The organism is Afipia sp. MLSD5-FHT05B12 (genome assembly GCF_058793355.1).
Map to the genome: position 1 here is coordinate 40,814 of NZ_JBXAFS010000012.1, position 16,384 is coordinate 57,197.

A 16,384-nucleotide genomic window follows, 5' to 3' on the forward strand; every position below is an offset into this window, starting at 1 on the left:
GAAAATCCTTCTCAGGCGCCAGAAAAGCCCGCGAAATGCGAGCTTCTTTTAATGTCGACGAGTCTCCAGGGACCAATTGTCGAACTTTTGCAGCGATAACTCCCCAGAAGTCTCCAGCTATCTATTGGAAAATTCCCGTTTTCTGGAGACTCGCGATGGAGACCGGAGAATAAACCCACTGCACGGTCGTGCGACTAGTCCAGTTCGCACTCTAAGTCGCCAAATCTCGACCGAGCGTCTTCAGAGACGCGGGCTGGACTTGTTTTTTGGAGTATTGGGAACGGCCGCACACGGGCATCCGCTACGCCCGAAAGGCCTGGTTTCCGCGCGCCGGAGTTGGAGGACTACTTTCAAGCTTAGGGTTGGAGGTTAGACTGTCTTTTTCGATCACGCGCATACCGAACTTGGAAGATCCCGTATAGCGGACATCGGCCGAAGCGGAGGTTGCGCATGCGGCGAGGATGGCTGTCGTGGCAATTGCGATCTTGATGAAGGGCATATGACGTCTCCTGACGTTATCGCCGTGGAACATCCACGGTGTCATGTCAGAACAATCGAACGAATGATCTGAGAATTGAAATATCGTTTGGCTTTCGACACGATGTGCGCCGTCTATGCAATGTGTTGGATGCAGTTCGCGTAAGCGGAAGCTCAAGCTCACCGAGACTTTCATGTCATGAGATATCTCGGGCTAGCTCGGGACAGTGCGCAGAGCTTCAGAAAATCATCGCTGTGAACCGATCTACGACAATGAGAAGGCCACCGTCTAATGCCGCGCCAGAAGTATCGCGACGAGGAAGATCAGACCTGCTGACAATAGCTTCCAGAAAAGCAATGGATTGCGTTCGTAGAACGCCTTCCGCGTCGTGACTGCGGGCTTCGCCCATATGGCGCCGTTTTCCAGCTCGTGCGCGAATTCGATGACGTCACCGAAGCGTTGCGCCGGATCGACGCTGAGCGCCTTGCCGATGACCGCATCGAGCCAGGCCGGCAGATCGGGACGATAGCGCGACAATGGGGCCGGCTTGCCGAAGCGAGGCCGCGAAAACGGCTCGATCTCGCCATAGGGATAGGCGGCGGTGAACATGCGGTAAACCGTCACCCCGAGCGCATAGAGATCCGAAAATTCGTCGCCGGTGCGCCCGTTGAAGAGTTCGGGTGCCATGTAGCTTGCGGTGCCGGGAATGTCCTGAGCGGGAAAATCTTCGAGCAGGGGTACCCGGGCGACGCCAAGATCGACCAGCCGCAATCCGCCGGCCGCCAACAGGATCACGTTGTCCGGTTTGATGTCGCGATGAATGATGCCTGCCCGATGCAGGGTCGCAACCGCACGTGCCAGCTTGGTCGAGATATCGATGCCTTCGGCGAGTGAGAGCCGCGGCGATCGCTTCAGACGCTGCTCAAGCGTTTCGCCCTCATAAAGCGGCATGACCGAATAGAGTCGCGTCTGACGCCCGGCGGGAACTTCAATGATCTCCCCGATCCACAGGCTCCTTACGCGCGCCGCCACCCATGCCTCGCGCACAAAGGCGAGACGATACGAACCTTCGCTGGCTACGCGCGGGTGCGGAAATTTCAATACCAGCTTGCGGTTCTGCCGCTTGTCGATGGCGGTAAACAACCGGCTATAGCGGCCGTCGGACAACACTTCGCCGAGAACGAAGTCGTCGATCGTCTCGCCGGACGATGGCAACTCAAGGATGGGAAGGGTCTCGATCGAGTGGGTGAGCTCGTTGCGATCAGCGGGCGGCAGGTCCACGACGTCCAGCACCAAAGCCGTCACATTGTCATTACTGCCGGCGGCCAGCGCCCCGTCCACCAGCATGCGCGCGGTTTCTTCCGGTGAAGCGCGCTTATCGAGCAGCACCTGCAAACGGTTGTCGTCGAGGACACTGTGAATGCCGTCGCTGCAAAGCAGTAGTCTGTCGTGTTGTCGCAGGCCGACCGCAGTATAGTCGACGCGCGCAAAATCCTCGAAGCCGACGGCGCGGCTGAGCACGTGGGCGAGGTCGCCGCGTCCTGCCACGTGATCCTTGGTCAGGCGCTCCAGGCGGCCTTCACTCAAGCGGTACGTGCGCGTGTCACCGATATGAATGACATGGCAACTGCGCCGGGACAGGATGATCGACGAGAACGCGCAGCTCATACCGCTGAGCATGGGATCGACACGGCCCTGCGCATAGATCCAGCTGTTGGCGGCCTCCAGCGCCCGCGAGGCGATGCGCCGAACGCCAAGCGTCTCGGGGAGGGAGTAGTAGGCGTCGAAAAAACATCGGATGGTCAGTTCGGCGGCTTCCCGTCCGCCCTTGTGACCTCCGACGCCATCCGCCACGGCAGCAACGATGTCGCGGCTGAATGCGCCGGTCTTGCCGAGACAGACCGCGACGTAGTCTTCGTTAGCGGTTCGCTTGCCGGTCTCGCTGACGAAACCGACCCGGACCTGAAGATTTCTCTGCGAGCCGATTGTCACGTCACAGATCTGCCGAGCCTGGAAAAGCGCGCGTGGTCAGACCCGCGCCCCCGAAACCGCGCCCCACGTCGTGCGCCATCGGACTTTGACCATGGCAAGTCCGAGAAAGCCAAGCAATGCTAGCACTCCAAAAAACAGGAAACCGGCCCCGAATCCGCCGGTTGCGGCCTTCGCGGTACCCAGCGCCTGAGCCAGGAAAAAACCGCCGACCCCTCCGGCGCACCCAACCAGGCCGGTCATCAAGCCGATATCCTGGCGGAACCGGAGCGGAATGAGTTGAAATACCGCGCCGTTGCCCATGCCGAGCGCCAGTACGCCGATCGAGAACAGTACGACCGCCATCCATGCGATGCGCGGCATCTGGAGCAGCGACCAGCCCGCAGCGGTCGGCGCCACCGGTCCTTCCGGCATGAAAGCGATGACGAAATAAGCGGCGACGACAACAGCAAACAGCATCGACAACGAACGGATGCCGCCGATGCGGTCGGCGATGAGTCCGCCGACGGGGCGGAAGCCGGAGCCGAAGGCGACGATCAGCGAAACAAGCAGACCGGCCGCCACGCCGGAGACGTGGTATTGCACGGTGAAGTATAGCGGCAGGGCGTTGGCAAGTCCGACGAAGCCGCCGAAAGTGATGAAGTAGAAGAACATGAACCAACGGCTGTCCGGGTCGCGCAACAGCGTGCCATAGGCTTTCAGCGAGATCGGTTTGCGCTCGCCCGGTGCGTCCTTGGCCGCGAACACATAATAAACGAGAACCAGCACCATCGGAATCAGCAGCAATCCGAACACGGCCTGCCAGCCCCAGTGTTCGGCGATGGAGGGCGCGAGCATCGTATCTAGGACGACGCCCATATTTCCTGCACCCGCGATGCCCATCACCACGCCCTGGTACTGGGGAGGATACCAGCGGCTCGCCTGCGGCAGGGCGACGGCGAAGGACGCACCGCCGATGCCGAGTGCGAGGCCGAAGATCTCGATCGCGAGTTTGCTGTCGAGCCCGAACCGCCACACCCAGGCTGTCGCCGCGGTGACGATGAGTTGCGCGATGATGCCGGTCCGCTTGGCGCCAATGATATCCGCAAGGATGCCCATCGGGACTCGCAGCAACGCACCGGCCAAAACTGGAATCGCAACGAGCGTGAACTTCTCGCTGACAGCGAGATTCATATCGTGCGCGATGTAGACGATCAACGGGCCGAGCGCGACCCAAGCCATGAAACTGATGTCGAAATACAGGAACGCAGCCAGGAGCGTCGGCCAATGGCCTGCCTTCTTAAACTCAGCAAACTTCATTGTTACAGCCTCATATGTGGCTGACGACGCGCAAAACGTGCGGCCGACCTCAGCGCAAACGGATTATTTGTCCGGTGTGAAATTGGCGCAAAAGAGAGATCATCTCATCGTTGAGAGCTCTCGGGTTCAGTACCCTGCGCCGCTGGTGGCAAGAGCAGCAATTAGTGTGCCAAGAGATTGGGGGTGCCTCTTCGCAAGCAATCGCAGCGCTTTGCAGTATTGGACCGTCGATCAACTAGGTCTTCGTTGCTCTGTTTATCGGCAAATGCAGCCGATCGAACATGCATGATGGTGTTTTTTTGTGCGACACGAAAATGTCAGGCGAACGACCGCGCCCGGATTTATGATCCCAGATCGCCAGCGATTTGCACAATAGATAGTCTGTTTGTCTAATATTTCATCCAATAGTCGTGCGCCCGGTCATGTGCGGCCCGGCGCGCGCGATCAAGCCGCTCAGATCGTTGGCAGAATTGCCAAACCTCAGACTTGGCACGCCTCTTGAATTCAGCAGATGACCATTAATCGTCACTGACGACGGTTATCTGCCCGCGGATGGGCGCTTCTCCACATCACACTTCCTAAGCTCTTGAGATCCTCAGGAGCTTCTCGCCGATCAACGACGCACGGATGCGTCGGGGAGCGGCGCCATTGCAATTTGAGAGGCAGATCATGCTCGAGAGGATTAACAAGCAAAAGCTGGTGGTGATCGGCAACGGCATGGCCGGCATCCGCACAGTGGAAACACTGCTCGAGCGCGCGCCGGATCTCTACGACATCACGGTGTTCGGTTCCGAGCCCTACGGCAACTACAACCGTATCCTGCTGTCGCCAGTTCTCTCCGGTGAGAAGTCGGTCGACGACATCATGCTCAACACCGAGCAATGGTACGACGATAACGGCATTACGCTGCGTAAAGGCGAGACGATCGTCATGATCGACCGTCGTACCTGCGAAGTCGTCACCGCCGACGGTTCGCGGGTTTCCTATGACCGCCTGCTGATTGCGACTGGCTCCAATCCGATCATCCTGCCGATTCCGGGCAAGGAACTGCCAGGCGTTATCGGCTTTCGCGATATCCATGACGTCAACAGCATGGTTGAAGCCTCGACGAGCCGGCGGCACGCCGTCGTCATCGGTGGCGGCCTGCTTGGCCTGGAAGCCGCCAACGGCTTGATGAAGCGCGGCATGAACGTCACTGTCGTGCATCTCCTCGATAGTTTGATGGAGCGTCAGCTCGATCCGGTTGCAAGCGGAATGTTGCGCAAGTCGCTGGAAGAGCGCGGCATGGTTTTCAAGATGCCGGCGCAGACGCAGGCGATCCTGGGCGACGATCATGTCACGGCCGTGCGCTTTGCAGACGGCTCGGTGCTCCCGGCCGATCTGGTCGTGATGGCCGTTGGTATTCGCCCGAACATCGAACTCGCTCAAAAGGCGGGTATCCATTGCGAGCGCGGCATCGTCGTCTCTGACACCATGCAGACCTACGACGGACGCATTTATGCGGTCGGAGAATGCGTGCAGCACCGTCGCCAGACCTACGGTCTGGTCGCGCCGCTGTTCGATCAGGCCAAGGTCTGTGCCAATCAGCTCGCGATGAAGGGCTTTGCGAGCTACTCGGGATCAGTGGTCTCGACCAAGCTGAAGGTGACCGGCATCGATTTGTTCTCTGCCGGCGACTTTGCCCCAGGCGACGATAAGGAAGAAGTCGTGATGCAGGACGCCGCGCGTGGCGTCTACAAGCGCATCGTCTTGCGTGACAAGAAGATCGTTGGCGCTGTGCTCTACGGCGATACGGTCGACGGGCCCTGGTATTTCCAGCATCTGCGCGATGGCACCGATATCTCGCAGATGCGGGAGCGTCTCGTGTTCGGGGCAGCCAATCTCGGCGATGGCGGTCACGCCGGCCAGAATTCTGCCGCCACCATGAGCGACGAAGCCGAGATTTGTGGCTGCAATGGTGTCTGCAAGGGCACCATCGTCAAGGCGATCGTCGACAAGAAGCTCTTCACCATTGATGACGTGCGCGCCCATACCAAGGCATCGTCGTCGTGCGGTTCATGTACCGGCCTTGTGGAACAGGTGCTCGCGTTCACGCTCGGTGGCGACTATTCGACGGCACCGAAGGTCAAGCCGATATGCAAATGCACCGACCACAGCCACGATGATGTACGGCGCGTTATCGTAGAACAGCAGTTGAAGACCATTCCCGATGTCATGTTATTCATGGATTGGAAGACCTCCAACGGCTGTCACTCATGCCGGCCCGCCTTGAACTATTATTTGCTGGCCACATGGCCCGGCGAATATCGCGACGACCAGCAGTCGCGTTTCATCAACGAACGCGTGCATGCCAATATCCAAAAAGACGGCACCTACTCGGTCGTGCCGCGGATGTGGGGTGGGGTGACCACGCCAGACGAATTGCGCGCGATTGCCGATGTGGCGGACAAATTCAAGATTCCGACCGTCAAGGTCACGGGCGGTCAGCGTATCGATCTGCTCGGGGTGAAGAAAGAAGACTTGCCCGCGGTATGGTCTGACCTCAACGACGCCGGCATGGTATCCGGCCATGCCTACGCCAAAGGACTGCGCACGGTGAAAACGTGCGTCGGTTCAGAATGGTGTCGCTTCGGCACGCAGGATTCGACTGGTCTTGGCATCAAGATCGAAAAATTCATGTGGGGCTCATGGACGCCCGCCAAGGTGAAGCTTGCGGTGTCGGGTTGCCCGCGCAATTGCGCCGAAGCGACCTGTAAGGATGTTGGCGTGGTCTGTGTCGATTCCGGATACGAGATTCATTTCGCCGGCGCCGCCGGCCTTCACATCAAAGGCACCGAGTTCCTCGCCAAGGTAGCTACCGAAGACGAGACGCTGGAAGTGATCTGCGCGCTAACGCAGCTCTATCGTGAGCAGGGCTGGTACCTGGAACGCATGTACAAATGGTGCGACCGCGTCGGTCTCGATGCGATCCGCAAGCTTGTGGTCGACGATCTGGCCAACCGGAAAGCGCTGTTCGGACGCTTCTCTTACTCGCAGCAATTCTCGCAAAGGGATCCATGGGCGGAGCGCGCCCAGCATGGCGTCGATCGCAACGAGTTTGTGCCATTGGCGGAATTGGAGCTCGCATGACCCGGTGGATTGAAATCGGAACCCTGGACGATATTCCTCGTCTCGGCTCTCGCGTGGTGCGGACGGCGTCAGGCAACATCGCGGTGTTCCGGGCCCAGGATGACGAGGTGTTCGCGCTTGACGATCGCTGCCCGCATAAGGGCGGCCCGCTGTCGCAGGGCATTGTCCATAACAAACGCGTTACATGTCCGCTGCACAATTTCGTCATCGAACTTGCGAGCGGCGAGGCGGTCGCGCCGGACCAGGGATGCGCGCGCTCGCATCCGGTCAAGGTGGAGGACGGCACCGTGTGGCTGTCGCTTCGTCAGACAGCGGCCAATCCCGCCGAGTGAGGGTGACCACGCGTGTCAGTGAAGACAACCTGCCCCTATTGTGGCGTCGGCTGCGGCGTGGCCGTCAGCAGGGATTCTGCGGGCGCGGTCACCGTCCGCGGTGACCCGCTGCATCCTGCCAATCTCGGGCGGCTCTGCGCCAAAGGCTCGGCGTTGGCTGAAACCGTTGGTCTCGAAGGGCGCTTGCTTGAGCCCATGGTTAATGGGCAAGCCACGACCTGGGACGCGGCGCTTGACGTTGTAGCCGACGGATTCAGCAGGGCTATCCGGGAGTACGGACCGGATTCGGTGGCGTTCTACGTCTCGGGTCAGCTTCTCACCGAGGACTATTACGTCGTCAACAAGCTCGCGAAGGGTTTTGTTGGCACCGCCAATATCGATACCAATTCGCGGCTATGCATGGCCTCCAGCGTGGCGGGCCACAAGCGCGCCTTTGGCAGCGACACGGTTCCTGGTTGCTATGAAGATCTGGAACTGGCCGACCTGTTGGTTCTGGTCGGCTCCAACGCGGCCTGGTGCCATCCGATCCTCCACCAGCGCATGTTGGCTGCGAAGGCCAGGAATCCCGCTTGCCGCATTGTCGTTATCGACCCGCGCCGAACCGCGACATGCGAGGGTGCTGATCTGCATCTGCCCGTTCGTTCGGGTAGCGATGCCGTTCTGTTTAACGGATTGCTCGCTCATCTTGCAAAGACGAACACGATTGACGGCGCATTCGTGGGCGATTTCACAACCGGCGCGGAGGCTGCGCTGGCGCAAGTCGCCGGCCAGACCGTGATGCATACCGCAACTGTCTGCGGACTGCCGGACGGGGCGGTCGAGCGGTTCTTCGACTGGTTTGCTAAAACCGAACGCGTCGTTACGCTCTATTCCCAGGGAATCAATCAATCGAGCAGTGGCGTCGACAAGGTCAATGCGATCATCAACTGCCATTTGTTGACGGGGCGTATCGGACGACCCGGCATGGGGCCGTTCTCGCTGACCGGCCAGCCCAACGCCATGGGCGGGCGCGAAGTCGGCGGGCTGGCCAACCAACTCGCCGCCCATATGGATCTCGAGAATCCGCTGCATCGCGATGCCGTCCAGCGATTCTGGCATTCACCCGTTATCGCGGACAAGGCCGGGCTCAAGACAGTCGAGTTGTTCGACGCGATGGCCGACCGGCGCATCAAGGCGGTCTGGATCATGTCCACCAATCCGCTGGTCAGCCTGCCGGACGCCGATCGCGTGCGCGCGGCGCTTGATACCTGCGATCTTGTCGTCGTGTCGGATTGCATGCGGCATACCGATACGACGCGTCACGGCCACGTGCTGCTGCCGGCCTCAACGTGGGGTGAAAAGGACGGCACCGTCACCAATTCGGAACGCCGCATTTCCCGGCAGCGGCCGTTCCTGCCGGCGCCCGGTGCCGCGCGCCCGGATTGGCGGATCGTCTGCGACATCGCTCGCCGCATGGGATTCTCGGGCTTTGACTATACGAATGTGGCAGAGATCTTTCGCGAGCATGCCAGCCTCTCTGGCTTTGAAAATCACGGCGTGCGGGATTTCGATATCTCCGCCCTCGGTACGCTCGATGATCGCGCTTACGAGGCGCTGGCTCCTGTTCAATGGCCGGTGACGCGGGACCATCCGGCCGGTACGCCGCGGCTGTTCGAGACAGGAGGATTCTTCACCCCCGATCACAAGGCGCGCTTTATCCCGGTTGTGCCGCGCTCTCCCAAAAATCCAACCAGCCACGAATATCCCTTGGTGCTCAATACCGGCCGCATTCGCGATCAATGGCACACGATGACGAGGACCGGGAAGTCGCCGCGGCTCATGATGCATATGTTCGAACCGCGTGCGGAATTCCATCCGGACGATGCGCGCAAGGCGGGTCTCGACGACGGCGCGCTCGCGCGTCTGTGCAGTCCCTGGGGCCAGATGGTGACGCGTGTGACAATCACCGCTGAACAGCGACGCGGGTGCGTGTTCGTGCCGATGCACTGGAATGGCGAACATGCGGGTGACGGTCTCGTCAACGCGCTGGTCAATCCCGCGACGGATCCGATATCCGGACAACCGGAATCCAAGCATACGCCGATCAACGCTGAACCCCATCTGCCGACGTGGCATGCTTTTATTCTCAGCCGATATCCGATTGAACGCCCTGAGGCCGGCTACTGGGTTTCCGGACGCGCGGGCACGTGCTGGCGAATGGAGCTTGCGATGGAGGAGCGGCCGGCGAGTTGGCGCGACTGGGCGCGCGCGCAGCTTCGTGCCGAGCAGGCGGATGTCGAATGGATCGCCTATCGCGATCCGAGCATCGGCCGCTATCGCTATGCGAGCATTCGCGAAGGGCGATTGGAGGGCTGCGTTTTCATTGCGCGTGACCACAGACTTGTGTCGCGTTCATGGCTGACCAGCCTGTTTTCGGAAAACACGCTCTCGCCAACGGCGCGGATGTCGCTGCTCACGGGGCAGCCTCTGGAAGCAGGTGAAGATATCGGGCCGATTGTTTGCTCGTGTTTCGGCATTGGTCAGCGTCAAATCTCGGCCGAAATACTCAAGGGTGCGAGGAATGTCGAAGCCATCGGGCAACGATTGAAAGCCGGTACCAATTGCGGCGCATGCAAGCCGGAGATCAATAAGCTACTCGATGGCAGGCTCGCATTGAATTCCCATCCCGCATGAGAGCATAATGGTGATGCATGTGGTCCTGATCCCTAGTGAATATTCTCACACACCTCCATGCGTACCGAAAATCTCATCCGGCGCTTTTGCAGGTAGAATTCTCTGATCCTGTTCCAAAATTCCCAGATCCACCGAATTCTTCCCCTGTTAACTCGCATAGGGAATTCCTCGAAAGTTGCTGCAGCACAGCTATTCCTCGACAACCCTCTGTCTAGAATCCTGTTGGCTGGGAATTCAGCTGGAGACGGGCGCGATCTGCACTGCATCACCAGCCACTCTGAAATCCGATTATGGCCGATGACATCCTCCGATCTTGAATGGCTCCAGGCGCAGGTCAGCGAGGCAGTCTTACCGTCGGAACGGTCCGGATCGTTCAATCGTGAAATGCGAAATGTTGGCCACTGCTAATTCATTTGTGAATAACGATCATCCACAATTTTAGTAGCTGGACGCGGTATCGGCTGCTCTGATCATGTCCAAGCGCGTCCGACGCCCTGATCGGATGACAACGGGTATTGTAGGAAGCCTGGATGGAGCATTTGGACGACCATCCGATTTTATTCTCGCCATTCCAACTTATCCGGTGAAGCGCACCGGCCTTTATGGCGGATCGTCGATCCTAATGTCGGGCAACTTGATCCAAGGAAATTCGGGAGGAAACAACGTGAGTGAGACGAAGACTGCTGTAGGGCAGGTTCGAACCGAAGTGCATGGTCATGTACTGAAGATCATCATCGACAATGCGGCCAAGAAGAATTCCTTCAGTCCGCAGATGATGCACCAGATGTCCGACGCGCTGACCCTTTTGCACAATACCGACGACTATTGGGTCGGTGTGGTCTGCGCGGAAGGAAGCGACTTTACCGCCGGTCTCGATATGCCGAAGTTTTTCGGTCCGACAGCGGATAAGGACGCGCTTAAACTGAAGGAAGGCAATGTCGATACATTTGCGCTTCAGAAGCGTTGCCGGAAGCCGATCGTGACGGCGGTTCAGGGTATCTGCTTTACCATCGGCATTGAAATGATGCTTGCCGGCGATATCGTTATTGCGGCCAGCGACAGCCGGTTTTGCCAGATGGAATCAAAGCGTGGCATCGCTCCGCTGGGTGGTGCGCATTTTCGTTTTCTGACGCGCGCCGGATGGGGTGACGCGATGTATCATCTCTTCCTGTGCGATGAGTTCTCGGCGGAGCGGGCCTACAAGATCGGTCTGGTCCAGGAGGTTGTTAGCCCCGGTCAGCAGATCCAGCGCGCGATGGAGATCGCGCAGACGATCGCCACGAATGCGCCGATCGGTATTCAGGTCACGAAGGAAGCTGCATTGAAGTTCATCGAGAGCGGCGAGCGGTCCGCGATCGATTACATTCCGAAGATCAGGGATCGCGTGTTCAACAGCGAGGACTTCAAGGAAGGCATTCAATCCTTTGTCGAGCGCCGCGCTGCGGTCTTCCGCGGAAAATAGCCGCATCCGAAACGGCAGCCATTTCAACTAGCCAGAGGGACGACAGGCGATATGGGAAGCATCAAGAAGGCATTCGATCTGACGGGCAGGACTGCACTCGTTACGGGAGGCTCACGCGGGCTTGGGCTTCAGATAGCCGAAGCACTTGGTGAGCAAGGAGCGAAAATTGTCCTGTCGTCGCGCAAGGCCGGTGATCTGGAAGAAGCTCAAAAGCATCTCGCCAAGCTCGGCATTGAGGCAGACTGGATCGCAGCCGACAATTCCAAGGACGAAGACATCAAGCGGCTCGCGGATGGGGCGATCGCCAAGCTCGGCAAGGTCGACATCCTTGTGAACAACGCTGGAGCGACCTGGGGTGCGTTGACGGAAGATCATCCCATCGAAGCATGGGACAAGCTTATGAATCTCAATATTCGCGCGCTGTTTGTACTCAGCCAGCAGATCGGAAAGAAATCGATGATCCCCAACAAATATGGGCGGATCATCAATCTCGCATCGGTTGCCGGCCTGTTTGGCAGCAGCGGTGAGATGCAAACGATTGCCTACAACACTAGCAAAGGTGCGGTGGTGAACTTCACCCGCGCCCTTGCGGGCAGTTGGGGCCGCCATGGCATCACGGCCAACGCGCTTGCGCCCGGATTCTTCCCGTCGAAAATGACGAAGGGCGTGATCGCATCGGTTGGTGTCGACAAGTTGACCGAAGGTGTGCCACTTCGCCGTCTTGGCGACGATGATGATCTCAAGGGGGCTGCGCTGTTGTTTGCCAGCGACGCTGGCAAACACATCACCGGGCAGATCCTGGCCGTCGATGGCGGTCTGACAGCTGTGCTGTCGTCGTCCTGAGTTATCAAAAACCCGGCCCGAAAACGGGCCGGGTTTTTGATAGTGTCTCACGTCGTCACTTGAATGATTACGGTATGATGAGAGCGAGACTCTCCGCCACCAGGGCCGGCGATTGATTGTTTTCGATCTCCAGCGTAGCCTTGCTCTTGATCAGGAATTGTCCGTTCTCTTTCGGCTCGATGCCGACCAGAGCTAACTGCAAGCGAACCCGCTCGCCTGCTTTTACCGGCGTAATGAACCTGACTTTGTCCAGCCCATAGTTGATGATCGCAGAAGCATCCGCGGGAGCAAGCCCCAGCTTCATCGCCAATGCGGCGACCAGCGAGAGACTGAGATATCCGTGGGCAATCGTGCCGCCGAACGGGCTCTCCTTCTTGGCGCGTTCAATATCGACGTGGATCCACTGCCGATCGCCGGTGCATTCAGCGAATTGATTGATTCGGGGCTGGTCAACATCGATCCAATCCGACGCCCCAAGGCTCTGGCCAACGAAGTCCTTGACGTTGGCGAGCGTGATTTCCGTCATAACAATCAGCACCTTACATCATGGTTATGACCGTCATTGTCGTTGCTGCCGGAATGATCGCCATGGCGGATATTTTGAGCCTATCAACAGGGATGAATAACCGTTTCGTCATTCATCGCTGAATAACCAGTCACCAAATTCTCCCTACCTCTTGAGGTCGGGCGCGTACAGCCTGCTGTCCCAAGGGTCCAAGTTCAATGGAGCCCAAGGGAAACGCCGTTCATGACCAATTCAATAACCTTGGCTGGCACCGTCGCGCCAATCGAGACGCTCGCCGACATCCCGCGATATCACGCGGCTCTGACCCCGAATGCGGTCGCCCTGAATTTTGAAGGCAGGGAGACCACCTACGGCGGCCTCGACCATGCTTCCAACCAGGTCGCAAATGGCCTGATCGCTGCCAGCGTCAAACCGACGGGCCGCATCGCCATTCTCGACAAAAACAGCGACTCGTTCATTTCGGTTCTTTTGGGGGCCGCCAAGGCGAATGCGGTGCTCGTGCCGATCAACGCACGGCTTGCCGCGCCGGAGATCGCGTTTGTGATCAATGATGCTGGGGCGGAAGTTCTGTTCATTGGCGAATCGTTTCTGGAAACATTTGCCAAGATTCGCGATCAACTCGTCACGATCCGGAAAGTGATTGTTCTCGATGCGTCATACACGGCGTGGCGCGACGCGCAAAGCACGCGTGAACCCGGCGTGATCTCGCAGCCGGATGATGTCTGCATTCAAATGTATACCAGTGGAACGACCGGTCACCCCAAAGGGGTTCAGCTTACCCATCGAAACTTTTCGCTGACGTCGCCGACGGTATTCGATTTCTGGGGCCACTGGACATCCAGTGACACGCTGCTGATTACAATGCCGCTGTTTCATATCGCGGGGGCCGGGACGGGCATCTTGGGACTGCTCGCTGGTATGAAGATCGTTGTCCTCCGCGAGTTTGTCCCGTCTCAGGTCCTTCAATCGATTCAACGCGATCGCGTCACGGCTTCGTTCTTTGTGCCCGCAATGATACTGGCCCTTCTATCGGAAAAGAATATCGATCAGATCGATACGTCCTCGCTAAAGCGCGTGATCTATGGCGCCTCGCCAATTCCAATCGGTCTGTTGAAAAGCGCGTTGCGCGTGTTCAAACAAACTGGATTTGTTCAGGTCTACGGCCTGACCGAAACAGCCGGAGTCCTGACCGCGCTCTTGCCGGAAGACCACTCCCGTATCGAGAGCGAAGTCATGAAATCATGTGGCCGGCCTATCGACGGTGTTGAACTGCGAATTGTGGATGCTCTAGGGAAGCCGTTGCCCTCGCGCGAGGTGGGAGAAGTCGTCTGCCGGACGGCAAAGAACATGGTTGGATACTGGAATCGTCGCGACGACACAGCCAAGACCCTCAAGGGTGAATGGCTCTATACGGGAGATGCAGGATACCTCGATGAGAACGGATATCTTTATATCCACGATCGCATCAAGGACATGATCGTTTCCGGCGGGGAGAACATCTATCCTGCAGAAATCGAGAGCGTCTTGTTTAGCCACCCGGATGTCGCCGATATCGCGGTCATCGGCGTGCCGGATGAACGGTGGGGCGAAGCCGTCAAAGCCCTTGTGGTGCCGATGCAAAATGCCATTGCGGACGCCGACAGCATTCTTAGATATGCGCGGGAGCGCCTGGCGGGTTATAAGATTCCGAAGTCGATCGAGTTCTTGTCAGAGATGCCAAGAAATCCTTCAGGAAAGATATTGAAGCGCAAGCTTCGAGAACGGTACTGGCAGGGACACGACAGGCGTGTAAACTAGCTGCGCATGCCCGTCCCACGACTATCCCTTCCCAGGCAGCGCGGAAAGCAGATGTGACCGAAGCAAACTGGGACCTGTACCGTTTATTTCTTGTCGTGGCCCGAACGGGCAGCGTCAATCGCGCCGCCAACGAACTTGGGATGAGTCAACCGACGCTGAGCCGGCGGCTGAAAGAGCTTGAGCGGTATGTTGGAGCGCCGTTGTTCTTTCGGGCGTCGTCGGGAGTAAAGCTGACCCCGGAAGGCGAAGACCTTCGGCGCTCGGCCGGGGATATTCTGTCCGCGTTTGACCTGTTCAATCGTGAGTTGCGTTTGCGGGTCGGCCAGAGGTCGTCCGTCGTCAAGATATCCGCGACGGAGGGACTGACAAAGCATTGGCTCCTGCCTCGCGTCAAACAACTCCGCGGCCTGAACAGCCGTCTGCGTCTCGAGCTCACATCGACAATGCATCAGCAATCCCTGGCGACAAGTGATCTCGATTTCGTCATCAGAATGGGTGATCCCGGCGAAAGTGAGCTTATCGGAAAGCGGGTAGCGACCGTCGCGTTCGGCATGTTTGCGTCGGAGGAATATCTGGCGGCGCATCCTGCACCGCGATCCTTGGCTCAACTCAAGGATCACGACATTATCGGACTCACGGAGGATTTTGCCGGTTTCCGAAGCGAACGCGCTGGTCAAATGCAATTGGCTACGCAGTTCTTTGCTGCGGCGGAGGTGCGAAATGCCCTGCGCATCTTGCCGGTTGCAAGTCACTTCGCCGCAGCGGCGGAGGGCCTCGGTCTTGCCCTTCTCGCTGTGCCCTTTGCGCAAGCCGAACGACTTGTTCGGGTGCTTCCGAATGAGACGGCATTTTTGAATGTGTGGTTGCTTCGACGTCCTGAAAGCGATCTCAGAAGGCTGACCCGCGAGGTCAGACGCTTTCTTGAGAGTGAGTTTGTAAAGTCGAAAAGCTGGTTCTCCGGCAACCAAAGATCTAGTCACGTTTCGAATCGGCGCAAATCCTAGGAATCGCCATTATGAACGTGAGCTCAACGACCCAAATTGTTCGATCATAACGACGCGAAGAAATGAACTGCCGAATTCCCGGCGAGGCTGATGCGGACCGCTTAGGTGTTGGTGAGGCCTTTGTTCCCGACAATACGACGCAGTGATAACGACAGCGATAATCGACGCAACCGTGAAACGCTCCAGGTCCGTTCGCTTGCTGAGAAACAGCCTGGTCGGCGCCAAAGGGTTCGGGCGCTAGCTCGGTCGTGTGGATAGCATCGAGCCGGCCAACTGGCGACCTGTTATCCGTCAGGACTGATTTGCGGCCTCAGGCACAGCTTTTTGGTTCCCCGCGAGTCTTGCACGTATCAGTTCAATTCCGGCTCGCAGGAAATAACCCAGCGCCAGTCCGGCAAAGACGCCTAGAACCTTAACGCCGGCATCACGCAAGCGTGCGTGGCGGCCCAGCGAGGCTACCTGTGCAAACTCAATGATGAAGACAGCAAGTACGAGCGAAAGTCCGACGAAAGAAATTCTGCTCGGATAAGCGAGAGTGAATAGCGTCGCGACCGTGAGAAGGGCGAAGAACCTTTCAACGCTGCCTGGCAGGTGAGTGATTGGACGCAACCCGATCGGGCCGTCCGTTACAATCACGATCGCGAGGATAGACACCCATGCAAGCACTTGAAATGTCGTTCTGAGCATTGCGGTTTGCTTCGTCCTCTAAATCACGCTCATTCTGTCGCGCTTATAGAACCAATTTTATACGTCTAATCCAGCTCTAATCGAGAGGTTAACAAAGTGTTAATCGAAGCGGTCGTTTTGAGGCAAGGTAAGCCTAACAAGCGATGACACTTTGCTTTGTCTTCC

At 58.2% G+C, this 16,384-nt stretch carries 12 protein-coding genes; 7 read left to right on the forward strand and 5 right to left on the reverse strand.

The window, feature by feature from the left end:
- Positions 1-301 precede the first annotated feature (301 nt).
- The 3 genes from AC1Q6J_RS16015 to AC1Q6J_RS16025 form a co-directional block, all read right to left on the reverse strand.
- Complete coding sequence (locus AC1Q6J_RS16015) at positions 302-499, reverse strand: hypothetical protein (RefSeq protein ID WP_492280203.1); 198 nt, start codon at positions 497-499, stop codon at positions 302-304.
- 267 nt (positions 500-766) lie between these two features.
- Positions 767-2,470 (reverse strand): bifunctional protein-serine/threonine kinase/phosphatase, encoded by a 1,704-nt coding sequence (locus AC1Q6J_RS16020; RefSeq protein ID WP_492280204.1) that lies wholly within the window; start codon positions 2,468-2,470, stop codon positions 767-769.
- 36 nt (positions 2,471-2,506) lie between these two features.
- Positions 2,507-3,766 carry a nitrate/nitrite transporter gene (locus tag AC1Q6J_RS16025; RefSeq protein WP_492280205.1) on the reverse strand — a complete coding sequence of 420 codons (1,260 nt, stop codon included), beginning with the start codon at positions 3,764-3,766 and terminating at the stop codon, positions 2,507-2,509.
- A gap of 669 nt (positions 3,767-4,435) precedes the next feature.
- Here AC1Q6J_RS16025 and nirB point away from each other — a divergent pair.
- From nirB to AC1Q6J_RS16050, 5 genes are all read left to right on the forward strand, one after another.
- The gene (gene nirB / locus AC1Q6J_RS16030) at positions 4,436-6,895 is read left to right on the forward strand and encodes a nitrite reductase large subunit NirB (protein WP_492280206.1); all 2,460 of its coding nucleotides are present in this window, start codon (positions 4,436-4,438) and stop codon (positions 6,893-6,895) included.
- A complete protein-coding gene (gene nirD, locus AC1Q6J_RS16035; RefSeq protein WP_492280207.1) occupies positions 6,892-7,227 on the forward strand; it encodes a nitrite reductase small subunit NirD in 336 nt (111 codons plus the stop codon). The genes nirB and nirD overlap by 4 nt, the downstream gene beginning before the upstream one ends.
- 12 nt (positions 7,228-7,239) lie before the next feature.
- Positions 7,240-9,900 (forward strand): nitrate reductase, encoded by a 2,661-nt coding sequence (locus AC1Q6J_RS16040; protein ID WP_492280208.1) that lies wholly within the window; start codon positions 7,240-7,242, stop codon positions 9,898-9,900.
- Between the two features lie 664 nt (positions 9,901-10,564).
- Entirely contained in the window at positions 10,565-11,362 is a 798-nt protein-coding gene (locus AC1Q6J_RS16045; RefSeq protein ID WP_492280209.1) for a crotonase/enoyl-CoA hydratase family protein, read from the forward strand.
- 51 nt (positions 11,363-11,413) lie between these two features.
- Positions 11,414-12,205: an SDR family oxidoreductase gene (locus AC1Q6J_RS16050; RefSeq protein WP_492280210.1), complete on the forward strand. Its 792-nt coding sequence runs from the start codon at positions 11,414-11,416 to the stop codon at positions 12,203-12,205.
- 67 nt (positions 12,206-12,272) lie between these two features.
- Here the strand turns inward: AC1Q6J_RS16050 and AC1Q6J_RS16055 are convergent, their stop codons facing one another.
- Positions 12,273-12,731, reverse strand: a complete 459-nt coding sequence (locus AC1Q6J_RS16055; RefSeq protein ID WP_492280211.1) for a MaoC family dehydratase — start codon at positions 12,729-12,731, stop codon at positions 12,273-12,275.
- A gap of 222 nt (positions 12,732-12,953) precedes the next feature.
- On the opposite strand from AC1Q6J_RS16055, the gene AC1Q6J_RS16060 reads away from it, so the two are divergent.
- Both AC1Q6J_RS16060 and AC1Q6J_RS16065 read left to right on the forward strand, forming a co-directional pair.
- Positions 12,954-14,528: a fatty acid--CoA ligase gene (locus AC1Q6J_RS16060; RefSeq protein WP_492280212.1), complete on the forward strand. Its 1,575-nt coding sequence runs from the start codon at positions 12,954-12,956 to the stop codon at positions 14,526-14,528.
- A gap of 53 nt (positions 14,529-14,581) precedes the next feature.
- Entirely contained in the window at positions 14,582-15,532 is a 951-nt protein-coding gene (locus tag AC1Q6J_RS16065; RefSeq protein ID WP_492280213.1) for a LysR family transcriptional regulator, read from the forward strand.
- Between the two features lie 291 nt (positions 15,533-15,823).
- Here the strand turns inward: AC1Q6J_RS16065 and AC1Q6J_RS16070 are convergent, their stop codons facing one another.
- Complete coding sequence (locus AC1Q6J_RS16070) at positions 15,824-16,219, reverse strand: hypothetical protein (protein WP_492280214.1); 396 nt, start codon at positions 16,217-16,219, stop codon at positions 15,824-15,826.
- Positions 16,220-16,384 lie beyond the last annotated feature (165 nt).